Origin of the sequence: Leucobacter chinensis (assembly GCF_019049105.1) — a bacterium.
Classification (GTDB): Bacteria; Actinomycetota; Actinomycetes; order Actinomycetales; family Microbacteriaceae; genus Leucobacter_A; species Leucobacter_A chinensis.
The window spans coordinates 259,013-282,275 of sequence record NZ_JAHQZR010000006.1; the positions used below are offsets into that span (position 1 = coordinate 259,013).

The following is a 23,263-nucleotide window of genomic DNA, read 5'->3' on the forward strand; positions in this document are numbered from 1 at the left end:
ATCATGGTTCATGTACAAGGCCCAATGAAGACGCCGCCACCAGGACTCAAACGCCTCGAAAGCCACGGTTTGCAAGCTGCTGAACGCTCGCACATTCCCGCGTTCGAAGTGATGCGCATTACCGGCGAAATCGCCGAAGCGCGCGCCGCTGGCCGAGACGTCGTGTCATTGTGTGCCGGCGAGCCCAGTGCGAGACCCGCGCCCAACAACATCACGGCGGCGGGGTACACGAGCCCGCTCGGCACGATCGAGCTTCGCGAAGCGATCGCTGGGCACTACGACCGCTGGTACGGTGCAAAGGTCGACCCGGCCCGCATCGCCATTACGACCGGTTCGTCAGGGGCCTTTCAGCTCGGGTTTCTCGCGGCGTTCAATCCGGGAGACCGGGTGGCGCTCGCAAGCCCCGGTTACCCGGCGTACCGAAACATTCTGACGGCTCTCGGCATCGAGGTCGTTGAGTTGCCGACAACCCTCGAATCCCGGTACCAGCCAACACCGGCAATGCTCGACGCGGCTGCCCGCGACGGTGGCCCGCTTGCCGGGCTCATCGTTGCTTCACCCGCAAACCCCACCGGTAGCATGCTGACGCGCGACGAGCTGCGCGCACTGCACAGCTGGTGTGCGCGAAACTCGACACTCTTCGTGAGCGACGAGATTTACCACGGCATCACCTACCCAGAAGCGGGAGCGATTGACCCTCGCGGCACCTCTGCCATGCAGTTCGGCGATGATTCGCTCGTTATCAACTCGTTCTCGAAGTACTGGGGCATGACCGGCTGGCGCCTCGGCTGGGCAATACTGCCCGAATACCTCGTTGCGCCCTTCGAAGCGCTGGCAAGCAACTTCGCCCTGAGCGCACCGTCGCCAGCGCAGGAGTTTGCGCTCGATGCGTTTAGCGAAGAAACCTACGCCGAACGTGAAGCGGTTGTCGCCGGCTTCGCACGCTCGCGCGAACTCATTCTCGAGGCCGAAGCGAGCCTCGGCTGGGGAGCCTCGTCGCCCGCTGACGGGGCCTTCTACTATTACGCCGACCTTGGCCCACAACTCGAATGGTGTGGCGACTCAGTCACCTACGCCAAACGATTGCTCGACGAGGCCGATGTCGCGATCGTTCCCGGCGTTGACTTTGACCCCGAGGCTGGCAACCGCACGGTGCGACTGTCATTCGCAGCGGGAGTTCCCGCCGTGGAAGAAGCGCTCGCACGCATCATTGCTTTTCAAGACAAGGTTGCGCGCTAGCCCAATCATCCTCACGAAACCCAAGACGAATGGAGAACCATGAAGCGGGCACTGCTCATCGTTGATGTGCAAAATGACTTTACCGAGGGCGGCGCCCTTGGCGTAGAGGGCGGCCACGAGGTCGCACACGGCATCGCACAGCACCTCGCCGATGAAACCGTGCGTTACGACCTGGTCGTCGCCTCACGCGACTGGCACCACGCCAACGACGACAACGGCGGTCACTTCGCGGCGCCGGGCGAGGCACCAGACTTCGTTGACACCTGGCCCGACCACTGCGTGCAAGGAACCGAGGGGGCCGAGTACCATAAGGCGCTCGATCTCGAACGCATCGATGTGCACGTGCGAAAAGGCATGGGCATTCCCGCATACTCGGCATTTGAGGGCGAGACCACCGACGGCCGGAACCTGGTCGACGTGCTCAAAGAGGCGGGTATCACCGACCTCGACGTGGTCGGTATCGCCACCGATCACTGCGTTCGAGCGAGCGCGCTCCACGCACGCGAGGCGTCACTCAACGTGCGCGTGCTCACCGGCCTGATCGCGGGCGTCGCCCCAGAACCCTCGGTCGCAGCCCTCAAAGAGCTCGCTGAGCGCGGCTGCACCATCGAAGCCGCCTAGCTGAAGCTCTGCAGTATGTCCCGCTAGCCCTTTTTCGGCGGGGCATACCGCAGCTCGAAGATATCGATCGACCGAGAGGCGAGTTGCAGCGCCGGCGAGCTATACATGCCGATCGTACGCAGCTCGAGCAACTCTTCGCGGCTCGCCTCGATGCCGAGCAGGGTGAGCTCGACCAGCTTGTCGGTCTCGGTTTGACCCGTCAACGCGCCCGGCTCGCGCGATCCGCCGTCGAGCGAGGTCGCGAGCAGGAGCGGCGCGATTGCCGCTGCCGAGGCAACCTTCGCCTGCTTGATGACCGACTCGCTGAGATCGCCACTACCGTCGCCACTGACATCGGCCTCGGTCACCGCCTGATCGATCGCGTGCTCGGCTGCAATGAGCAACTCTTCGTGCAGCGTATGCAGCTCTTCGAGGTGCCCGTCAGAAGCCGGGTCAGCCGGCTTCAGTGCACGCACGAGCGGTGGCAGAGTGAAACCGTGCACCAGGAGCGATAGCGTCGCAGCACCGAAGGCGATGAGAATAATGTGGGCCCTAAACGGTACGTTTTCTGGAATAGTCTGCGCCGCAGCGAGCGTCACTACGCCACGCATCCCGCTCCACCCGAGCAAAACACTACCTCGCCAGTCGAGGCCTTCCTCGCGCGCATAGTTCATATCGGCTTCGACGCGGCGGCTCGCGCGGGCGAGCCAGGAGGCATACTGCATTTCTTTCGTGCTGGGCTCGGCATCGTCGCCGTTCTCGTAACGGTCTTTATGCGAGCGTTTGGCTCGCATGATGCGCTCTTGCATTGCCTCGTAGCGCTCGGTGCTTTTGCGCACCTGCCACACGACGGGAAACATTGCGATCATGCGAATGGCGACGAGCACGACGAAGACCAAGAGTGCGAGCAACGCGACGTGATGAATAGGGAAGCTCTCGTCTTGCACCTCGTTGATGAGGGCGTGGGTTTCAAGACCCATGATGAGAAACACGCCGTTTTCGAGCACGAACTTCACGGTGCGCCAGTTCATGCGCTCGTTAATGCGCGAGGTGGCCGAGAAGTGCTGCGGTGCGTGGTGCCCGGTGTAGAGACCGGCGATGACCACCGCGAGCACGCCAGACGCCCCGAGCTCTTCAGCCGGAATAAAAGCGATGAACGGCACGATAAACGAGATCATCGTGTCGTGAACCGGGTTCGAGAGGTGCGAGCGGATCCACACCGTGGCCGCGCCAACGACAAAGCCGACGGCGGTCGCGACGGCAACCGCGTAGACAAAGCTGCCCAACGCGTCCCAGAAGAAGAATGAGCCGGCCATGGCGGCGATCGCGGTGCGCAAGAGCACGAGCGACGTCGCATCGTTCAAGAGACTCTCGCCCTCGAGAATTGTGACGAGGCGGGCTGGCATGCCGACGCGCTTACCAACCGAGGTTGCCGCAACCGCGTCTGGCGGGGCGACGACTGCGCCGAGCGCGATAGCGGCGGGCAGCGGAATCGCGGGAACGATCCAGTGCAAGAGGAAGCCAATAATGAGCGCCGTCACCACGACGAGCACGAACGACAACCAGAAAATAGGTTTTCGGTTGCGGCGCAGGTCGATCACCGGGAGGTTGACCGCGGCGCCGTAGAGCAGGGGAGGGAGAACTCCAATGAGAATGATCTCTGGGTTGAGAATCGTCGGTGGTACGCCGGGAATGTAGCCGATGCCAATGCCGATGAGGAGTAGCAGAAGCGGGGCTACGATACCGATTCGGCTCGCGAGCATTGAGGTCGCGGTCAGCAGCACGAGGCCTCCGACGACGATGAGCAGTATCTCCATGACCGTAGTTTACGGGGCGCCCACGCCTTGTACCCGGATGAATATGCCAGAGTTAAGAGGTGAAACCTTTCAACTGGGACGACCCGCAGCTCGCAGACGACGTTATTGGAGTGTTCTCGGAGTGGGTTCGTGAAACCCGCGGAATTGATCTGTACCCGGCGCAAGAAGAGGCCGCACTTGAGCTTGCGGTGGGCAACAACGTGATTCTCGCGACGCCCACGGGAACCGGCAAATCGCTCGTCGCCCTCGCGGCCCACGTGATCGCCCTCGCCGAGGGTAGGCGCACCGTGTACACGGCTCCCATTAAGGCGCTCGTGAGTGAAAAGTTCTTCGAGCTTGTGGCGACGTTCGGCCCCGAAAAGGTGGGCATGATCACCGGTGACGGGGCGATCAACGCCGACGCTCCCATCATTTGCTGTACCGCAGAGATTCTTGCGAATATCGCCCTGCGCGACGCCGATGCCTGGGGCATCACCCAGGTGGTGATGGACGAGTTTCACTTTTACGCAGAGCCTGACCGTGGCTGGGCCTGGCAGGTGCCGCTGCTCATCATGCCGAACGCGCAATTCTTGCTCATGTCGGCGACGCTCGGCGACATGACCGATCTTCAAGAAGACCTCAGTGAGCGTACGGGGCGAGAGACGGCGCACGTCACGAGCGCCGTGCGTCCCGTGCCGCTCAGCTTTCGCTACGAGACAAGCAGCATTCACGAGTCGGTCGAGAAGGTGCTTGGCGATCGTGAGACGCCCGTGTACATCGTGCACTTCGCGCAGGCTCAAGCCGTCGAGACGGCTCAGGCGCTCGCGAGCATGAAGCTCGTCACGAGAGAAGAACGCGACGAGATTGCCGAGCACCTGGGCGCGTTCCGTTTTTCAGCGGGCTTCGGCCAAACCCTCTCGCGACTCATCAGGGGCGGCATCGGAGTGCATCACGCCGGCATGCTGCCCAAGTACCGAAGGCTCGTCGAGACGCTCGCGCAGAAAGGTTTGCTCAGGGTTATTTGTGGCACCGACACCCTCGGGGTTGGCATCAACGTTCCGATTCGCTCGGTCATGTTTACCGCGCTTACGAAGTTCGATGGGGTGAAGATGCGGCTGCTCTCGGCCCGCGAGTTTCATCAGATCGCGGGCCGCGCGGGTCGGGCGGGCTTCGACACCGAGGGCGACGTGATCATTCTCGCGCCAGAGCACGAGGTCGAAAACGCGAAGGCCGTTGCCAAGGCTGAGGCTAAGGCAGCGAAGGGTGGCAAGGCCGCGAAGAAGCCCGCGAAGAAGTCGGCACCGCAGGGCTTCGTGACGTGGAACGAAGCGAGTATGGAACGCCTCGTCGCCAAAGAACCCGAAGCGCTCGTGAGCCGCATGCGGGTGAGCCACTCCATGGTGCTCGCCATCATCGGGCGTGAAGAGCAGCGCGAGGGCGAGGCGCTCGAGACGATGCAGACCCTCATTTTTGGCAGCCACGAGCCGAAGGCTAAGCAGTTCGCCCACGCGAGAACCGCGCTGCAGATCTTGCGCACGCTGAGACAGGGCGGTGTGGTGACGCTCGAGCAGGGCCCCGGTGGGCAGAATCTCCTGAGACTCACGGTCGAACTGCAAGACGGCTTCGCCTTGAACCAGCCGCTCTCACCGTTCGCGCTCGCCGCCATCGAACTGCTCGACGAGGCCGCCCCAGATTATGCGCTCGATGTCATCTCGATGATTGAGGCGACGCTCGAGGATCCGCGGCAAATCTTGCGTGAGCAAGAGCACCGCGCTCGCGGCGAAGCGGTCGCCGAGATGAAAGCCGAGGGCATCGAGTATGACGAGCGCATGGAGAAGCTCGAAGAGATTACCTACCCGAAGCCACTCGAAGAGCTGCTGACCGCGGCGTTTGAGGAGTATGCCGCCGAGGTGCCGTGGGCGAGGGACTATGAGCTTCGGCCGAAATCGGTCGTGCGCGACATGATTGAACGGGCCTTCGGGTTTCGCGATATGGTCTCGGCCTACGGGCTCGGGCGGGCCGAGGGAGGGGTGCTCCGGTACCTCAGCGACGCGTTTCGCGCGCTCAGCCAGACCGTTCCCGACGAGAAGAAAACCGAAGAGCTCGACGACCTCATCGACTGGCTCGGCGAGCTCGTGCGGCAGGTCGACTCAAGCCTCATCGACGAGTGGGAGCGGCTGCAAAACCCCGAGGCCGTGCTCGAAGCCGCCGACTCGGTGGGGGACGTCGAATCGCTTGCGCCGCCCGTGCGAAGCATCGTGCACAACACGAGGGCGTTTACCATGATGGTGCGCAACGCCCTCTTCATGCGGGTGCAGCACTCGGCCTTCGACCGGGTTCGCGAACTCGGTCAGCTCGACGGCCCGCACGGATTCTCAGAACAGCAGTGGGACGAAGCGCTCGAGCGTTACTATAACGACTACGAATCAATTTCGGTCGACGGTGAAGCGCGCTCGCCGAAGTACTGTGTGATCGATACCTCGCGGGCCGCAGAGGGCACCTGGCAGTTTCGGCAGGTGCTCAGTGACCCAGAGCAAAATCACGACTGGGCGATCATGGGCGAGGTCGATCTGCGTGAGTCAGAAGAGCAGGGCGAGGCCGTGATTCGCGTGCAGCGTGTTGGCGAAATTTGACAGTATCCTTAGAGCCATGACGAACGCCGAAGCTACCCCCAAGCAACCGCTCGACGCCGAACGCTTTGCTGAGATTGCCGACCATACGCTGCTCGCAGGCGGGACCACGATGCCCGAGCTCGACCGTTTCCTGGCCGAGGCGAGGGAACTCGGCGTGAAGCGCGTTTGCGTGAGCCCCTCGCTCTTGCCAGTCGACAAGCATGGCCTTGAGATCGTGACGGTGATCGGCTTTCCTTCGGGAGCTCACCACGCCGAGATCAAGGCTGCCGAGACGACGCGTGCCGTGCGTGACGGCGCCGACGAGATTGACATGGTCGTGAACCTGGGCCTCGTGCACGTGCGCGACTACGCCGCCGTCGAGGCCGAGGTGCGCATGGTTCGTGAGGCCTGCGGCGGCAAGGTGCTCAAGGTGATTCTCGAGACGGCAGAACTTGCCGACGACGAGATCGTTGGCGCATCGCTCGCGGCAGCGCGCGGTGGGGCAGACTTCGTGAAAACCTCAACCGGCTTCAGCAAGGCTGGCGGCGCGAGCGTGCACGCCGTTTCCCTCATGAGCGGCGCCGTCGGCGACACGGTCGGGGTGAAGGCCTCGGGCGGGGTGCGCACGGCGAGCGAGGTCGAGGCGCTGTGGCAGGCGGGAGCGACCCGCTTTGGCGTTTCGGGAACCGCGTCGATCATCGCCGAGCTGCGAGGCGAAAGCCCCGCCGAATCGAGTGGCGGGAGCTACTGATGCGCCTCGGCATCATTGACGTCGGATCAAACACCGTACACCTGCTCGTCGTCGACGCGAGACCAGGCTCGAGCCCGGTTCCGTATCACTCGCAGCGCTCGGTGTTGCGGCTCATGCGCTACCTCGCGCCCGACGAGTCGATCACCGAAGAGGGCGTCGCGCTCATTCTCACGTCACTGCGTGAGGCGGTCGCACAGGTCGAAGAGATTCAGGTCGACGATCTCATCGTGACCGTTACGAGCGCCATTCGCGAGGCCGCGAACGGCGAAGAGGTGCTCGCCCGCGTCGAACGCGAGACGGGACTTCGGCCCCAGGTACTCTCGGGCGAAGACGAGGCTCGCATCACGATGCTCGCGGTGCGCCGCTGGCTCGGCTGGTCTGCAGGCGAGATTCTGCTCTTTGACATTGGCGGCGGATCGTTCGAAATCGCCCAGGGAGCCGACGAATACCCCGACGTGCAGGTCTCACTACCGCTCGGCGCAGGGCGCAGCACCATTAATTACCTCATCGAAGACCCGCCGCCGCAGGAAGCGATTCTCGACCTTCGGGAGCACGCGACCCAGGTGTTCACCGAAGTGCGCGACACCACCTTTGCCGAGCGGCCGAAGCCAAAGCGGGTTGTCGGTACCTCGAAGACGATCCGCTCGCTTGCCCGGCTCATTGGCGGGCCGCCAGACCCAGACACGGGCGATCTCGCGCCGCTGCACTACGCGGGTCTCAGGGAGTGGGAGCCGGTCATGGCTCGCATGCCCTCTGACGTGCGCAAGTTTTTGCCCGGCATCACGCCGGAGCGTGCCTACCAGATCATGGCTGGCGCGGTCGTGCTGCGCTCGGCCATGAAGGTGTTCAAGGTGCCCACGCTCACGATTTCGCCCTGGGCGCTGCGCGAGGGCATCGTGCTGCGATACATCGACTCGCTCGATTCGACCGGGGCAGAGCCGCCGCTGCAAAGCTCGATGCAGCCCTGATCAAGCCGCGAATCGCCGATGGCCGAACGCGTTTTGCGTTCGCTGGGGCGTTGCGCTAATATTATTTCTTGGTGCTCCTCGGAGCAGTAAAGATTTCGCCTCGCGAGATCGCCATTGGGATATGGTGTAATTGGCAACACAACGGTTTCTGGTACCGTCATTCTAGGTTCGAGTCCTGGTATCCCAGCGATTGATGCCCTTGATTTTCTGAGAAAATCAAGGGCATTTTTGCTTGTAGTGGGCAGCTCAAGCGCCGCGATCGGGGCTCAGGGGTGGCAGCCAGCTGCGATCCGCCGGATCACAACGCGACGATCGTTACTCGTTAGCTGCCGAGCCCGCTGGACCACGTTCGGTGAGCTCTTGCTTTGCCTGGCTTGAGACGGACGATGCGCTACTTAAGCCGCCGATACCGAGAACTCAGAGCAACCGGGGCAAAACCCCGATGGGTATTGAGAGACTTGCTTCCACCGTAGTTTGGGTTGCTCAGAGTGCTTCATGATGCAACCTCGTTAGATTTTGGTTCCGTAAATCCTAAAACGGCGCTGGGTAACTTGGATTGGGCGGTTAGCGTCAAGTACAGCGAGCTTTTCTTTCTGCTCGTCAACAGAAAAACCCGGCGCATCCCAGGGAACGAGCGCAAGGTAGGTGACTAACGCGGTGACATCTTTGAACTCCATTGTCCCGCGCCAGTCGTCTACGACGTCGACTCGGAGTCCGGCTGCTTCGAAAGCCTCAACGTACTGTTGTGAGCTTACGTGCGGATACTCATACGGTTCGCCAAACCACTCATGAATTTCTTCAGCGTCATGCCCATCGACCTGCTGCGTGAGGAGTCGTCCTCCTGGAGAGAGTGTGCGTGAGGCCTCCGCCACATCGATCGATTCGTGGCGGGACATGATGAGATCGAGGCTGTTGTCAGCGAAGGGCATTCGCTGGTCACGCTCTGATTCGTACCTGTGCACCTCAACGTCCCAGGCGGCGAGTGCCTCTCTCGCAACGGGGATATTCGGGTCCCATCCCTCGGTGGCGGTGACCTGCTTGCCTGACCAGTCAACTTCTTTGAGGAGAGCGCGTAAGCGCTCTCCTCCGCCCGTGCCTAGATCTGCGACCACATGGGCACTCGATAAGGCCGATCGGCAGTCTTCTTCGAAGTTCCACCAGGGCTCGTCGGCATGCAAGCGCCCTTCGAGTGCCGAGAAATCCCAGCCGATCATCTTCGACTGCTCATGCGCCAGTTTCCATGCGTTAAACACTCGTCTAGCCTATGTGTTTCTGTTGCGCTGCTGCAAGCCCTCTGTCAGAAGGCGCAGAGGTGGTGGAATTCGTGAAAAGTGTGGCAGCCGTTTGTTGGTCGCACCTTGTTTACCGGTGCTCTAGAGCTATTCAGATGTGTCTGGGAAAGTATGGGCAGCCGGGCTCCCGTGCGCAGTGAGGGGAGCCCAATCTCGATATAAGGGGTTCTCAACTTGGGCTGATAAGGAACGCCACTGTTTAGCCCACATTGAGCGCGTTTGGCTTGGTGGCCACGGTGATGTGCGTAGCTCGAGCGGGAGAAGGGGATCCGCTCTGATGGCCTCTTCAAGAGCGTCTGCAAGTAGAAGTAGGCGAACAATGGGCGGTGTGTGCGCCTCCAAGCCGGCGTGCCGAGTGGTGGTATCGAGTGTGGAGTAGGCTGCGAGAACCGGCTGGCTTGGCCATAGTGTTTCGGCAATTTCGAGGGGTGCACTGATTCCTCTGAAGTTGAGGTCCTGAGTTGTCGCAGTCGAAAGGTAAGGTCTCATGTCCTTAGGTAGCTCATTCTCAAGGTCGTGAGGGCTTATGTAGAGGCCCGCTGAAATGGCGACAGCCCCGAGGCCATGGAGTTCGCGTCTTAGCATGTCGCGGTTTGTTCGTTCCTGTTCTGGAACGCTCACGGCGATGAGTCGCCATTGTTTGTCCCATGGCGCATCGCCCCTATCTTGGGCGGAGGCTAGAGCGAGGCTCATGCGATCTTGCTCTAGCCTGATCCTGCCGACGTCGGTAAGGGTGAGGGTTCCTGCTCGTCCTCGGCCAGCCTGCTCAATATCGCCGTTAGCGATTAAGCGTCGGATCGCTAACCGTACCGGCTGATCGCTCAGGCCGACAAGGTTCGCCGCCTCATAGATATCAGCTAATGAGGCTGAGCCTGTAAAAGGTAGAAATGCCTCAATGATGGTGCGTGGTGTGATCTGTTGTTTCATCATCTAACGTTGAGTTCCATTCTGGTGTAGCCGTTGAATCCGTATAGGGCTGCGAGTGGCCCTAAACGTTCGTGGCCTGTGGCTCTGAACCCATGGCGCTCATACAGGGCGCGAGCTCGAGGGTTTTCATCGATGACGGAAAGTTTGACAGTTTTCGCCCCTGCTTGTCGAGCCTTGTTCGCAGCCGCCTCGAGGAGGGACGAACCGATCCCTCGTCCGCGAGCCGTTTGGCCAACACAGATGCCGTCGAGCACGAGTGCGTCAGGATCCCCTCTGCGTTCGAGAAGTGACAGTACGAAGCTTGCACGAAGTGCAGCAGGGATTGAGAGCGACTGTCTGAGGTTGGCCCAGCTGAGATTAGCGGCACCGGTTTCGCCTTGATGAAAGCCGCAGATACCCAAGATGTGACCTTCTTCACGAGCGACGAGCATGTGAGTTTTGCGGAGTGCGTTTTGTAACGTTGCAAGCCCAGTTGCTTCGTTAATGAACCCATGTTGAAGCTTGCGCCCAAAAGCCTCCCAGTACAGTGCACTGACGCTGCCTCGCTCTGGCTCAGTGAAGCCCTCATTAATGCGTACATTTCCCATAAAAGTAAATATATCGAATATAATACGACCGTGAAGAAAAAGATACTTAGTTGTGTTGTGATTCCTCTGTTGAGCTTTGCCGTGGTTGCGGCGATCCTCATATCTGTTGCGTTAATTGGCAATAGTTTCCGCTTCACGCAAAGAGCTGTGACGATCCCCGGGCCCGATGGATTGCTCAACGGGGTGCTGACATTGCCGCGTGACGAGGCAGCCCAGGGATTAGTCGTTATGGTCCATGGCGACGGGCCAGTAGACGCGACCCAAGGCGGCCTCTACTCGCCATGGTTTGAGGGGGCATCGGATGCAGGCTTCGCTACACTTTCTTGGAGCAAACCCGGCGTCGACGGTTCATCGGGTGACTGGCTTTCTCAATCGATGAGCGATCGAGCGGAGGAAGTTTCAGCGGTGATCGACTGGGCCAAGGCGCACAATGATGTGCCGTCAGAAATGATTGTGCTTTGGGGAGCGAGCCAGGCAGGGTGGGTGCTGCCCAAAGTGGTCTCAGGACGACACGATATTGACGGTGTGGTCGCTGTCGGCACCGCAATTAACTGGCTTCGTCAAGGGCGGTTTAACCTCTTAGCTGAGTTGGATCACGAGGGCGCGACCGCCGAAGAGCGAGAATGGGCCATCGTTGAGAGTGACCAAACTCTCGATCTCCTTGAGAAACAAGCTACATATGAGGAGTACCTCATTGCCGCCGACAGTGCCGAGCTCATGGAAGAAGCCCGTTGGGGGTTCGTGCTTCAAAACTTCGAATCTGATGCAACTGGCGACCTCGTTGACGCTGCTGGTTGTTCGATACCGTGGCACCTCATGGTCGGCACGCAAGATCGCAACGTGGACGTCTTAGAAACAGAACAGGTCTACCGATCGATATTCGGTTCTGAGCTCACTGTGAGCCACGCAAATGGTGCCCATTCCTTGGCCCGAACCGTGGTTGAAGACAACGGTTTTGTTGGCCTCGTCACAGGTATTTTCTGGCCACGGGCACTGCTGGCGCCTGAAGTTATTGACGATTACGGTTCGTTCTTATCCCGTCTTGCACAAGACTGACGTTGTCTATGGGATAACTGCGCATTCACAACAGCAAGTATTGCTGGTTTCAGGGTGTAAGTAAGGGCCTCCAAAGCAGGGATAGTGTCTGAGGTAAGTGGAGTTTATAGCTTCTTCTCATGAGGTTGGGGTGCGGTGCATAATGTTTTGCGCTTTCTCCCAGCGCAAGGGGAATTCTTGCGCCTCGGAAGTGGCGCGGTGGTGGTGGATAGCTTTTGAAATGCGGCGCTTCGCGCCTTATCCCGGCGGGGCATTTTCGACCGCTTGGAATTTGCGGCGTCCAGCAAGCACGAAAACTATCTGAGAAATGCTGTCACGGGTAGTGGCACTTGAGACTTAAACCCAGCGTGAACGCAAATCTGTAGTCTAGTCATTGGGTTGGGAAACAATAACGAGTTTTTAGCTCGCCTATGAAAGGTCCCGATATGAAGAAGTACTTTGTAAGTGTTGCAGCAGTTGTGTTATTGCTTTGCACGGCTTGCGGCAAATCGAATCTTCAAATGAACCCAGATTCAACCCAAGATCGTCCGGACACCATCGAACAGCAATCAGTTGAAGTAGGCTCTGAAAGCTGCAAGGCTTCAACGCTGGAATCGATCGATCTTCTCGACGCAGCCCTTGACCGTACGGATAGAGCTTCTTCTGAAGCGGAGATGCAAGAACTTGCAGAAGAGGTGGAAACTCTGTTTGGCGATGCTGGCGAATCTATGGGAGTGAATTGCAGCCAGGCAGAAGCAGGTGGAGCCGTATCGGAACTTATTCTGTGGTCTTCTAAAGCTGCTAGTAGTCGCCCTCTGCAAAGTGCTGCTTTCGCTGAGGGCTTCTTGGCTGGAATATGCAATGTTGACGTGGAACTTACGCCCCCTGCTCAAATTGCATGCTCTCAATAGCATTCTTGTTGGAAGTCGTTTTCACTAGTTTCCGCTATCGCTGTAATTCAGTTCCGGTGGATTAGAGATTGCAAGTCAACATCCGATGCGGGCGTGTGGCGCTCACTCCTAAAGCCTCGATCTCGGCAGCGGTAGCCACGTTCTCATCCATGCTGCTTTCTGTCCGCCACAGTGAGACAGGAGTCGGAAGAAGCTCGATGCCTCGCAAATGACATAGTACCGTCCTTGTTGCCCTGGTCTTTTCGGGGCGTTTTCTCTGCTTTTAGCAGCACTTGGGTCTTTACTCGATCGGTGACCGTCCGGGGTAGAGGCCTCAGGCGGCCGCAAACGCGTACCACGAGACCACGCCAGCGATCGCGATCGCGGGAAGCCAGACCAAAACGAGCAGGGTCGCCACCTTCAGTCCACGGGCAGGTCGCGGTGAGCGGTAGATGGCAGCGGCGGGGTAGACGAGGGGCAGTAACAGCATCATCCAGAGCTTCACCGTGCCCACAAGCGAGGTCGGGTTAAAGAAGCTGCCGAGCATCATCCAGATCCACGAGCCGAGAAAGAAGCAGGTGATGAGCCCCAACACCGCGATGACGGTTATTGCGGTTCGCGACACGAGCCAGGCGCCGTTTGTGGTGCGCTTTGCGATGGCGACGTGGTTTAGCGCGGCGAAGACGAGCATCGAGAGTGGCAACACGAGCTTTCGTATGACCGGTGCACCTTCGCTGCCGCCGCTTGACAGGAGAAAGATGCAACTGAAAACGAGCGCCGCATAGAGCAGAGCTGCGGCCACGGTCACGAAGCGTTGCATGGGAGCCTTTCTCTGGTGCTGTTTTGAGTGTAGCGGTGGGCCGCGATGATGACACGAACAAAAAACTCTCGCGTGATCGGGGCAACGGCGGCCGCTGCCCCTGCGGGTGACAATAAAGAGCTGGGCCCTGGCAGCCGCCATTGCCCGAAGAACTTCAGAAAGGCGCCATGACCGAGATTTCACTCACCACGCTCACCGACGAACTTCGAGCCGAGGCCGTTGCCGAGGGTGCTCTCCGAGCCTCTCGAGTACTCAAAGGAGACGGCCGTTTGCGGCAGGTCGCGATCGTGCTCTTGCCGGGTGGCGAGCTGCCCGAGCACGGCAACCCTGGCGAGGCTCGATTGATCGTCATGAGCGGATCGGTGCGCTTTATCGAGGCCGCAACCGAGGTAACGCACGTGCTGACCGCCGGTGATTACTTTGTCGTGCCCGACGCGTTGCACAGCGTCGAGGCCGACGCCGAGAGTCTTTTGCTGCTGAGTTTCGCGCCAGTGCAGTAGCCAGGTGGGTTACTCGGAGGCCGTCGCGACCGCCTGCTCGTCGCGCAGGGCGAAGGCGTTGCGGTGATAGTCGATCATGCCGTCGTGTTTCATGCGGGCGAGTTCGCGTGACACGGCGGCTCGGTCGGCGTGCAGGTACTGGGCGAGTTCGCCCCGTGAGAGCGGAATCGTGAACTGGCTTTTGCCTCGCCGCTGCGATTCAACGAGTAGGTAGTTCGCGATGCGCCCTCGCAGCGAACGGTGCCGCAGGATCTCAAGCTTGGTGCGTAGTCGCTCCTGCTTGTGCAGCACCGAGTTGAGCAGGTTCGTGTGCACGATGGCTTTTGCGGGGCAGGCGACCGTCGGGTCTGAGAGCCTCGCGGGGTCGAGTAGCAGCACGGTTCCCGCGGTCGCACCGATCACGGCGCGCTCTCGTGGTACCTCGGGAGCGGCCCAGGCCCTCGGCTGCCACCCCTCGCCAAAGAGATCGCCCGGTTCGATGACGTCGACCAGGGTCTGATCGCCGTTGGGATGCTGCCTGACATCAAAGCCAGTTCCGCTCACGAGCACTCCGTAGTGGGGGCGTGCCCCCTGGCAGGCCAGCACCTGCTCATCTTTCTCGAACGAGAAGGCCTGAATGCCGAGGCACGAGGTCGCGCAGGTGAACTGTTCTTCGCTGAGGCCGGCAAAGAGCAGGCTAGCGCCAGCACTGCCTGCCTGCGCCTGACGGCCACCCGTTGGGGGCCAGAACTGTAAGGGGGCTGCGCGCATTGTTCCTTCCCGTTGCCGTGGCAACGAAGTTGCCCGTTGCTCACTGTCACACTAAGTGTACAAACTTAGCCAAGCCTAAGTTGCAGCAGATGAAAAGTGACAGTGAAAGGTAACTCGTGAAGAGTCCCGCAACAAAGAACATATCGTTGAGCCTCTCGGCGCTCGGCATCGTTGGCGCACTCCTGCTCACCGGGTGCAGCACCCAGAGCGAAGAGCCTAAAACGCCGAAAGAGCCGGCGGCCGAGGTCGAAGCCCCAGCCGAGGTGCACGTCAGCGGCCCAGCCTCGCCACCCAGCCTACCCATCTTGCGCATGATCGAGACTGACGCGCTCGGCGAGACCGACATCGTGTTCGAGCGGTGGGAGAGCGCCGACCAGCTGACCGCCGCTGTCACCGGAGGCACCGAGTTCGTTGCCGCACCGCTCACGACGGGTGCAACCCTCGCGCAGGGCGGGGCAGACCTGCAACTGCTGAACGTGAGCGCTTGGGCGGTCATGGGGCTCGTTACCAACGACGACGCTATTGAGACGATCGACGATCTTGCGGGCCAGACGATCCACGTCGCAATGCGGGCTTCAGCGGTCGACTACACGATGCAACTCGTGCTCGCGGCCCACGATCTCACCGACGACGTGACGATCGAATACGTTGATCCGCTGAACGGCCCCGAGCAGTTTCTCGCAGGCCAGATTTCGACGCTCGTCACGGTCGAGCCGCAGGTGACGATGCTGCTCGCCAACAGTGAGGGAGCGCGCAGCGTCGTCGACTTCGAAGCGGAGTGGCGCGAGCTCACCGACTCGGCGCTGCCGTTGCCGACAGCGGGAACGTTCGTGAACGGGACCTTCGCGGGCGAGCACACCGAAACCGCCAAGGCGTTCCGTGAGGCATACGCCGAGGCTGCCGAGTGGGTCGCTGAACACCCAGACGAGGCTGGGCAGCTCGCGAACGAGAAGCTCGGCATGCCGGCTCCCATCGTTGCAGCGTCGATTCCGAAGATCTCGTGGGAGGCGCAGGGCGCAGCCGAGGCGAAGCCAGCGGTTGAGCTCTACTTCACCCAGCTCTTCGAGACCTGGCCAGAGAGCGTCGGCGGGGCAATGCCCGAGGCGAGCTTCTACCTGCAGTGATGAAGCGTGCAACCGGCGGCGCGGCGGGCGGGCTCAGGCCCTCTGCCGCGCCGCTCGCGTGGTCGCTGAGCGGTATCGCACTTCTCGCGGGAGCGTGGGCGCTCGCCGCGCGCAGCCTGCCAGAGATCATTCTGCCGGGACTCGGCACGACCCTTCGGGCCTTCGCTGCCCTCGTTTCTGAGCCTGCAACGTATCTCGCGCTCGGCGAATCGCTCTCGACGTACGTCATCGGGCTCACCATCGCTGCCGTGCTCGGGGCACTACTCGGTCTCGTTTCTGGACTCAATGCGAGTGCGAACGCAGCGCTCGCACCGCTGTTTGCCCTGTTGAACGCCGTGCCGACGGTCGCGTGGATGGGGCTCGCGATGATCTGGTTCGGGCTGGGAGCGGGACCCACCGCCTTTCTCATCGTCGTCACGACGACGCCGATTCTCGCGGCGGCGCTCCGCAACGCGCTTCGCGAGCGCGATCGGCGATACGAAGAGCTTGCCGAAGCCTACGAGCTGGGCCGGGGCGAGCGGCTGCGCCACGTGACGGTTCCACCGCTTGTCGGGCCTGCCCACGCGGCGCTCGTCTCGATGGCGGGGCTCGGGTGGAAACTCACGGTCATGGGCGAATTTCTCACCGCCTCGCGCGGCCTCGGCGAACAGCTCGTGATCGCGAAGGCGCACATGCAAACGAGCCGCGTGATCGCGATCACGATACTGCTCGTGCTCGTGTGGGTGCTCGTCGAAGCATTGCTGCGCGTCATCGCGAGGTGGTGCGCACCGCGGCCGAGCAAGCGAAGCGCCGCGGGCGTGGGCAGGGGCGAGAGCCCGGCTGCGGCTGGGGGAGAGCGGGCGGGGGCGATCCGCTGCGAAGGTATCGCACTCGGCCATGACGGCGAACGAATCGCGCAAGAGATCAGCTTCGCGGCCACACCGGGCAGCGTCACCGCGATTTTAGGGCCCTCAGGCATCGGAAAATCGTCGCTCTTGCACGTTCTGGGCGGTATTGCCGAGCCGTTCGAGGGCGCAATCGAGCGGAGCGAGGGGCTGCGTTGCTCGTACGTGTTCCAGGACGACCGGCTGTTGCCATGGCGCAGCCTCGGAGAAAACGTGGCGCTGTGCGCTGGGGTTTCGCTCGAGCGGGCATGCGATCAACTCGCGCAGCTCGGGCTCGGCGACGCCTGCGCACGCATGCCCCACGAACTCTCTGGCGGAATGCGTCGTCGCGGAGCGCTCGCCCGCGGTTTTCTGCGCGACGCCAGCCTCCTGCTGCTCGACGAACCCTTCGCGGGCCTCGACGTGCGCAGGCGCGTCGCCCTCATCGAAGACATCGAGCGCATGCGACGGCTGAGCGGAAAAACCATCATCTTTGTCACGCACGACGTCGAAGACGCGCTGCTCTTGGCAGACCAAGCTATCGTTCTCGGCGGATCGCCGGTGGCGAGCGTGGCCGCGCGAGTCGACCTGACCCCGTTTGGTCGGGAGCGAGCGCTCGAAGACCCAGCGATGGCCGAGCCGCGGAGTCGTTTGCTCGCGGCACTACTCGACGAGAACATCGCGGCGGGCGTCACTGAACATCACACACTGAAGGCATAAGGGCTTGAGAGGAAGACCGAACATGACACATCGAGAAGAACCGTTGCGGCTGAGCATCGAGAAGGCCGAGGCGGTTGTTACCGCGCTCGCCCCGCACGAGGAAGCGCTGCGGGAAGACGCGGCGAGATCTGACGTAACCGGAGCGATTGGCGAGCAAACGCTCGACATCGTGCGGGCGGCGGGCGGCTATCGGCTCTCGGAACGAGCCGAGATGGGGGCCTCAGGGCTCGTGCGATTTGGAATGGGGCTTGCGAGTCTGCACCCCGCCGCGGCATGGAACGCGGTCGTATCGCAGACCAACAGTCTGCTCGCGCAGACCTTCGCGGCGCTGAGCGGGTTTACGCTTCCTGAAGACCCTGACGTGCAGTGGTGCGGCGTGTTTTCGAGTGGTGAAACGAGCGCGCGGCGCAGTGAGAGCGATGCGAATACCCATCTGGTGACGGGCACCTGGCGGTACGCCTCAAACAGCGATCTCGCCGAGTGGGCGCTGTTGAACATTGCGCACCCCGAGTTCGGCCCGGCGTTCATCGCGGTTCGGCGTGATGAGCTTCAGCTCGGCGGCTCGTGGAACGCTCTTGGGCTCCGCGCAACCGGCAGCCACACGCTGACCGCGAGTGAACTCGCGGTGCCCGACAGCCACCTGCTTCCGGCAAGCGTGCTCTTTGCCGACGCCCCAGACGCGCCCTTCGGGCTGCGCGTGCCAAGCCGCCTGCGCACCGCACTCGGGCTCTCTGCCGTGATGGTTGGCGCTGCAGAGGCGATGACCCGTGAACTCGTTGGTTCGATCAGGGTGAGCTCTGAGCGTCAGCGAGCGGCCGGCATGCCGGGCCGCGGTCTCGATAAGCCCGGTGTCTCACTCGCGATCGGAGATACTGTCTCTCGGGTTGAGGCGGCGAAAGCGGTACTCTGCTCGGTCGCCGACAGTCTCGACGCGACCGTGAGTGACGGCTCGCCGCTGTCTGCCACGCAGCTCACGGGCGCTCGCATGATGCTGAGCCGCGTCACCGAAGACATCGCTCAGGCCGCCCACGAGGTGAGCCTCATCGCGGGGTCGAGGGCGTGTCTCGAAGGCGATGCGGTGGGCAGGCTCTGGCGTGACACTCACATGGCTGCCCGTCACGCGGCGCTTGCGCCAGCAATGGGCTTCGACCTCGGTGCGAAGGGGCTTGTGGGGCCGGGCGACGGCGACGTTGCGGCGGCCGTGGGGCCGCTTGCGCCAGGGGTTCGCTGATGCGTGGCTCTGTGCCGGTGAGCGAGGGGGTGTTCCTGACGCGCTTTCGGCGTTCACAGGGGTAACTCGCGCACGGTTGATTTGAAAGCTGGGGGCGCCGGGCCGTGAAGGCTCGGCGCCCCTTAGCGTTACTCTCACGAGCGTTACTGGCTCTGGTGAACCAGGGCAGGCGAAGAGAGGAACGAAGCCCGATGCATGACCGTGCCAGAGAGCAACCCGCGAGGCGGCGTGATGCGCATCGTCGTTGATCCGCCCCGGGGTGAGACGAACATTTTCGAGTTGGAGAGCTGGGCTCCCGGCGCGACCGTGCGTGATCTGCTCGACGCTTTGCGCGCGCACGGCATACGTGGCTGGCTGAGCGTGTCACTCGACGGTGTTCCGTTGACGCCGCTGCTGAGGCTCGCTGATCTTGCCCTGGTTGAGGGAGCACGCCTCTCCGAACACCCTGTGAACGCGGTGCGGCCTTTCGCCGGCTGGGTGCTCTCGGTCGCTGCGGGCTCCAGGGCCGGCGCTGTCGTGGGTCTCGCCAAACATCGGGTGGTGACCGTGGGAAGCGACCCTGGCTGCGACCTTGTGCTTGAGTGCCGGGGCGTGGCAGCCCGGCACTGCACCCTGGAACGTGAGGCCGATGGGGTGCGCATTCGTCATACCGCTGAGGGGAAAGAGACACTGGTCGACGAAGCCTTGGTTGGCTCCGAGGGACTGTTGCTGCGAAGCGAAGCCACGATCACGGTGGGGCAGACTCGCTTGAGGGTGCGACCCTCGCTGCGCGAGCAGCGAGCGCAACTCCCCGAGCTTGAGAGAAGGGGAGCGGAGGGGGTGACAGTGGCGTTTAGCCGTTCACCCGTGGCCCGGCAGGAGCCTGCGCAGCAAGTGCTGGAACCGCCTGAACCTCCAGTCGAACGTGAGGGGCGTACCGCGAAGCCGGCCGTACTGATGCTCGTCGCCCCGATCGTCATCGCCGGTGTCTTCGCGGTGATGCTTGGCGACGCTCGTATGATGCTGTTCGCCGCATTCGGGCCAGTGACTTCGTTGCTCGGATATCTGGGCCAAGCCTTCAAAGCTCGTCGCAGCCGTGGGGAAGTGAAGCAGCAGGAGATTGATCGCGTGGCACAGTTTTTCGGTGCTGTACATAAGGCCGCCACGATGCATCGGAGGGGTCTCGAGTCACTCGCCCCTGACCTCTCGGTGGTATTGCGGCGGGCGATGATGCCGAGCGTTGAACTGTGGAAGCGCCGTGCCGGAGAGCCTCACTTCGCCACGGTAAGACTCGGGGTAGGCGATGTGGTCTGGCGACCGCCGCTTGGGAAAATGGGAGGGCGCTGGAACGACAGGCCCTCGCAGGAAGCCCCGGTGCTGTGCCACAGGCAGCACGCGCTTCCCATCACCGTTGACCTCGGCGAACTGCAAAGCGGCATGCTCGGCATCGTGGGCGACAGGGAGACCTCGGTGGCACTCGTGCGCGGTATTCTCGCTCAGCTCGCGGTGCACTGCGGGCCGGCAGATCTCCTTACGGCGGTGGTGAGTGACCCGCAGCATGAGCGAGACTGGAGCTGGGTGAGCCTTTTGCCCCATGCTTCCCGCGGCAAGCATTCAGGGCAAGCCTTCTGGTGTGTGTCGGGGCCCGAGGCGGCGAGAACGCAATTTGCGCAGCTGTGCTCGCAGCAGCAAGCAGAATCGACGCGCGTGAGCATCACGATCATTGATACCGACACCCTGCGCGAAGCAGGGTGGGCTGGCATGCGACAGCTTGTTGCGCTTCAGCCCGGTGAGAAAGTACGAAATATCGTGCTGGTTCTTGCCGAGAGTGGCGACGCCTTGCCAGCGCAGTGTGAGACGACCGTGAGCATCGGGCGCGATGGAAAAGCTTGGCTTCGGCAGGGCACTTCGCACAGCGAAATTGAGCCTTTTACCGTGAGCGGAATGGGCGGGAACGAAGCGCTCGAGTGTGCGCGCTCGCTCGCGAGGTTGCGCGACCCTGAACAGCAAGAGGCCGCACACACCATTCCAAGCCAAGTGAGGCTCGCTGAGGTGCTCCAGGGTACGCAACCGCGAAGCCATGCTCAGAAACAAGCCGTGCAACAGGTAACGGTCACGGTGCAGCGGGTGCATGAACTCTGGAGCACGAGTGAGGGTGTTGGGGCCCCGGTGGGTATGCGTGCCGGGGCGATACAGCACATTGACCTGGTGCGCGACGGACCGCACGCTCTGGTGGCCGGAACCACTGGGTCTGGAAAGTCAGAGTTCTTGAGAACGCTCGTCATCAGTCTCGCACTGCACCACAGCCCCGAAGAGCTGAATTTCATACTCGTTGATTTCAAGGGTGGGGCGGCGTTTGCTGACTGCGAGCAGCTACCGCACACGGTCGGCACGCTCAGCAACCTTGACGCACAGCTCGCAGCGAGAGCGATTACCGCGCTCGAGGCAGAGATCGTGCGACGGCAGCGGCTCTTCGCAAGCGCCGGTCACACCATCGACACGCTCGACGCATACCGCGCAACGAAACCCGCAGAGCCGATGGCGCGAATCGTGCTCGTGGTCGATGAGTGTGCGATGCTCGCGCAACAGCTGCCCAGTGTTTTGGCCTCGTTCGTGAGCATTGCCGCGGTCGGAAGGACGCTTGGCATTCACCTAGTGCTTGCGACCCAGAGACCCGCTGGAGTTGTGACCGAAGATATTCTCGCAAACACGAACTTGCGGGTTGCGCTTCGGGTGCAAAGCCCCGAAGATTCGCTGCAGGTTATTGAATCCTCTGCCGCAGCGAACCTCTCCCGGCACCAGACAGGCAGGGCACTGCTTCGCTTAGGAAGGGGCGAGGTGGTCGAGGTGCAAACCGCAATGGTGCGCGGCAAAGCGACCCGTGAGGTCTGTGAAACCGTGAGTGTGAGCGAAGCAGATCCGTTTAGGCCCGTGTCATCTGAGAGAGCCACCATAAAGAACAGAACGGAACAGCAGCGTTCAGCGGTCGAGCAAGGAACAAAAAAGCCGGGCAGCGCCGATGGCGCGCAACACACGATTTCGGTGATCGCCCTCGCCGCCGAGCGCCTTGGGTTGGGTCGACCCCGCAGGGTATGGCCCGAGCCTCTGCCCGGCCAGCTTTGCCGAGAACAGCTCGACCTCGCTGCATCGACTGAGAACAGCGTTGAGGCACCGCTTGTGGTGGCGCTCGCTGATGATCCGCCTCGGCAAAGGCAGTATGCGGGTGGGTGGCACATGACCGAAGGAAACCTTCTGCTACTTGGGCTGCCAGGGAGTGGAACGAGTAACGCGCTCGTGCAGCTGGCGATGGCGTCACTGCATCGTTCACGGCAAAGCCCGTGTCAGCTGCTCTTTCTTGAGATGGGCAGAGGCACGTTCGATGCTTTTGATGCATCACACGCTACGCGCACGCTTGTGGCGTCGGGGCCCGACGCGGCTGAGCAGCGCAGCCGGCTCATTCGCTTTTTGCATCGCGAGCTGCAGGCTAGGCAAGCGAGCAACCGGGAGCACGAACCGATGCTCATCTACGTCGACGGTTTCACCGAGCTCAGAGAGGAGTACCAAGACCATGATGGGCAGATGCTGCTCGACATGTTTATGCGCGTTTATGCTGACGGGCCAAGCGTTGCGATGCACACGGCGATGTCGGCGCACCGCGCGGCCTCGGTTCCTGCGGCGATTGATGCGCTCACCAAACAGCGGTGGGTGTTTCGCCTTGCCAACGTTCACGATTATGCGGCCTTGGGTATTCGGCCCGCCGATATGCCCGCTGATACCCCTGGGCGATGCATCGATACGGCGTCTGGGCACCACCTACAGGTCGTGAAACCGTCGAAGAACATTGAGGTCACGGTGCGAGCGCTCAATGAGGGGCGGCGAGGCCAGAGGCCCCCAGACCCGGCGGCCGTCATGCCTGGCGAAGTGATGGCTGCGAGCCTCGAAAGGATCTTCAGGCTGAGTGGGGAATCGATCGAGCTTCCTGTAGGCATCGACGAAGAGACGCTCGCCGCCTTCGTGGCGAGGCTGAAACCAGGACAGCACGTACTCGTTGCTGGGCCGTCACGGTCGGGTAAAACAACGTTTCTTGGGGCGCTTCGAGAAATGTGCGAGAGAGCGCTGGCTGTGTTTGTCGTCTGCTCGCATTCATCACCGCTCAGGGATATGGGCGATGCACGAGTCGCGGTCACGACCGAAGCGATCAGCGGGCTCGTGCGGTTTCTTCGAAGTCAGAGCACCCCGTCGCTTCTCCTCATCGATGATGCCGACGAAATCGATGATGAGTGCGGCGAATTAGAGCAGCTCTTGCGACAGACTCCCGTGGGCCTCACGATCATTGCCGCGGGGCACAGCTCGAGGCTGAGGCAACGCTACGGTCACTGGAGTGCCGGGGTGCGCGACTCGCGGTGCGGCCTGCTGCTGCAACCAGACGCCGATTACGACGGTGAACTGCTGGGCGTTCGGCTGCCGCGCTCGCCGCCTATCGCGATGACTGAAGGAAGGGGCTACTGGTGCGAGCAGGGTCAAGCGACGCTCGTGCAGAGCATGCGTTCGGGCACTCCGTGAGGCACGGGTGGCGGTC

18 protein-coding genes and 1 tRNA gene are annotated in these 23,263 nt (G+C 61.8%); 13 read left to right on the top strand and 6 right to left on the bottom strand.

Annotation, left to right across the window (positions count from 1 at the left end; translation table 11 throughout):
• Window positions 1-3 precede the first annotated feature (3 nt).
• Together KTJ78_RS08415 and KTJ78_RS08420 are read left to right on the top strand one after the other, a co-directional pair.
• Window positions 4-1,239, top strand: coding sequence for a pyridoxal phosphate-dependent aminotransferase (locus KTJ78_RS08415; protein ID WP_217134539.1), 1,236 nt, complete (start codon window positions 4-6; stop codon window positions 1,237-1,239).
• Between the two features lie 39 nt (window positions 1,240-1,278).
• A complete protein-coding gene (locus KTJ78_RS08420) occupies window positions 1,279-1,860 on the top strand; it encodes an isochorismatase family protein (protein ID WP_217134541.1) in 582 nt (193 codons plus the stop codon).
• A gap of 23 nt (window positions 1,861-1,883) precedes the next feature.
• Here the strand turns inward: KTJ78_RS08420 and KTJ78_RS08425 are convergent, their stop codons facing one another.
• A complete protein-coding gene (locus tag KTJ78_RS08425; protein ID WP_217134543.1) occupies window positions 1,884-3,656 on the bottom strand; it encodes a cation:proton antiporter in 1,773 nt (590 codons plus the stop codon).
• Between the two features lie 59 nt (window positions 3,657-3,715).
• Between KTJ78_RS08425 and KTJ78_RS08430 the strand changes: the two genes are divergently transcribed.
• The 4 genes from KTJ78_RS08430 (at window position 3,716) to KTJ78_RS08445 (ending at window position 8,153) form a co-directional block, all read left to right on the top strand.
• Window positions 3,716-6,268 carry a DEAD/DEAH box helicase gene (locus KTJ78_RS08430; RefSeq protein WP_217134546.1) on the top strand — a complete coding sequence of 851 codons (2,553 nt, stop codon included), beginning with the start codon at window positions 3,716-3,718 and terminating at the stop codon, window positions 6,266-6,268.
• 16 nt (window positions 6,269-6,284) lie between these two features.
• A complete protein-coding gene (deoC, locus tag KTJ78_RS08435; RefSeq protein ID WP_217134548.1) occupies window positions 6,285-6,998 on the top strand; it encodes a deoxyribose-phosphate aldolase in 714 nt (237 codons plus the stop codon).
• Window positions 6,998-7,966 (top strand): Ppx/GppA phosphatase family protein, encoded by a 969-nt coding sequence (locus tag KTJ78_RS08440; RefSeq protein WP_217134549.1) that lies wholly within the window; start codon window positions 6,998-7,000, stop codon window positions 7,964-7,966. Before deoC ends, KTJ78_RS08440 begins: the two co-directional genes overlap by 1 nt.
• 115 nt (window positions 7,967-8,081) lie before the next feature.
• Window positions 8,082-8,153, top strand: a tRNA-Gln gene (locus KTJ78_RS08445).
• Window positions 8,154-8,475: 322 nt separating this feature from the next.
• On the opposite strand, the gene KTJ78_RS08450 is transcribed toward KTJ78_RS08445, so the two are convergent.
• The 3 genes from KTJ78_RS08450 to KTJ78_RS13935 form a co-directional block, all read right to left on the bottom strand.
• Entirely contained in the window at window positions 8,476-9,219 is a 744-nt protein-coding gene (locus tag KTJ78_RS08450) for a class I SAM-dependent methyltransferase (RefSeq protein WP_217134552.1), read from the bottom strand.
• 126 nt (window positions 9,220-9,345) lie between these two features.
• The gene (locus KTJ78_RS13930; protein WP_369808038.1) at window positions 9,346-10,188 is read right to left on the bottom strand and encodes a PaaX family transcriptional regulator; all 843 of its coding nucleotides are present in this window, start codon (window positions 10,186-10,188) and stop codon (window positions 9,346-9,348) included.
• Window positions 10,185-10,772, bottom strand: coding sequence for a GNAT family N-acetyltransferase (locus KTJ78_RS13935; protein WP_369808039.1), 588 nt, complete (start codon window positions 10,770-10,772; stop codon window positions 10,185-10,187). The genes KTJ78_RS13930 and KTJ78_RS13935 overlap by 4 nt, the downstream gene beginning before the upstream one ends.
• On the opposite strand from KTJ78_RS13935, the gene KTJ78_RS08460 reads away from it, so the two are divergent.
• Window positions 10,677-11,828: an alpha/beta hydrolase family protein gene (locus KTJ78_RS08460; RefSeq protein ID WP_254259497.1), complete on the top strand. Its 1,152-nt coding sequence runs from the start codon at window positions 10,677-10,679 to the stop codon at window positions 11,826-11,828. The two genes, KTJ78_RS13935 and KTJ78_RS08460, sit on opposite strands and share 96 nt — an antisense overlap.
• Window positions 11,829-12,253: 425 nt before the next feature.
• Window positions 12,254-12,718 carry a hypothetical protein gene (locus KTJ78_RS08465; RefSeq protein WP_217134556.1) on the top strand — a complete coding sequence of 155 codons (465 nt, stop codon included), beginning with the start codon at window positions 12,254-12,256 and terminating at the stop codon, window positions 12,716-12,718.
• A gap of 313 nt (window positions 12,719-13,031) precedes the next feature.
• On the opposite strand, the gene KTJ78_RS08470 is transcribed toward KTJ78_RS08465, so the two are convergent.
• Window positions 13,032-13,517 (bottom strand): hypothetical protein, encoded by a 486-nt coding sequence (locus KTJ78_RS08470; protein ID WP_217134558.1) that lies wholly within the window; start codon window positions 13,515-13,517, stop codon window positions 13,032-13,034.
• 167 nt (window positions 13,518-13,684) lie between these two features.
• On the opposite strand from KTJ78_RS08470, the gene KTJ78_RS08475 reads away from it, so the two are divergent.
• Window positions 13,685-14,017, top strand: coding sequence for a cupin domain-containing protein (locus KTJ78_RS08475; protein WP_217134560.1), 333 nt, complete (start codon window positions 13,685-13,687; stop codon window positions 14,015-14,017).
• A 9-nt stretch (window positions 14,018-14,026) separates the two neighbouring features.
• Here KTJ78_RS08475 and KTJ78_RS08480 read toward each other — a convergent pair whose 3' ends face one another.
• A complete protein-coding gene (locus KTJ78_RS08480; RefSeq protein ID WP_217134562.1) occupies window positions 14,027-14,767 on the bottom strand; it encodes a Crp/Fnr family transcriptional regulator in 741 nt (246 codons plus the stop codon).
• A 116-nt stretch (window positions 14,768-14,883) separates the two neighbouring features.
• Between KTJ78_RS08480 and KTJ78_RS08485 the strand changes: the two genes are divergently transcribed.
• The 4 genes from KTJ78_RS08485 to KTJ78_RS08500 all read left to right on the top strand — a co-directional run bounded on the left by KTJ78_RS08485 (window position 14,884) and on the right by KTJ78_RS08500 (window position 23,247).
• The gene (locus tag KTJ78_RS08485) at window positions 14,884-15,891 is read left to right on the top strand and encodes an ABC transporter substrate-binding protein (protein ID WP_217134564.1); all 1,008 of its coding nucleotides are present in this window, start codon (window positions 14,884-14,886) and stop codon (window positions 15,889-15,891) included.
• Window positions 15,891-17,474: an ATP-binding cassette domain-containing protein gene (locus KTJ78_RS08490; RefSeq protein ID WP_254259531.1), complete on the top strand. Its 1,584-nt coding sequence runs from the start codon at window positions 15,891-15,893 to the stop codon at window positions 17,472-17,474. The genes KTJ78_RS08485 and KTJ78_RS08490 overlap by 1 nt, the downstream gene beginning before the upstream one ends.
• 22 nt (window positions 17,475-17,496) lie before the next feature.
• The gene (locus KTJ78_RS08495; RefSeq protein ID WP_217134568.1) at window positions 17,497-18,705 is read left to right on the top strand and encodes an acyl-CoA dehydrogenase family protein; all 1,209 of its coding nucleotides are present in this window, start codon (window positions 17,497-17,499) and stop codon (window positions 18,703-18,705) included.
• Between the two features lie 195 nt (window positions 18,706-18,900).
• Window positions 18,901-23,247: an FtsK/SpoIIIE domain-containing protein gene (locus KTJ78_RS08500; protein ID WP_217134570.1), complete on the top strand. Its 4,347-nt coding sequence runs from the start codon at window positions 18,901-18,903 to the stop codon at window positions 23,245-23,247.
• The last annotated feature ends 16 nt before the right edge of the window (window positions 23,248-23,263 follow it).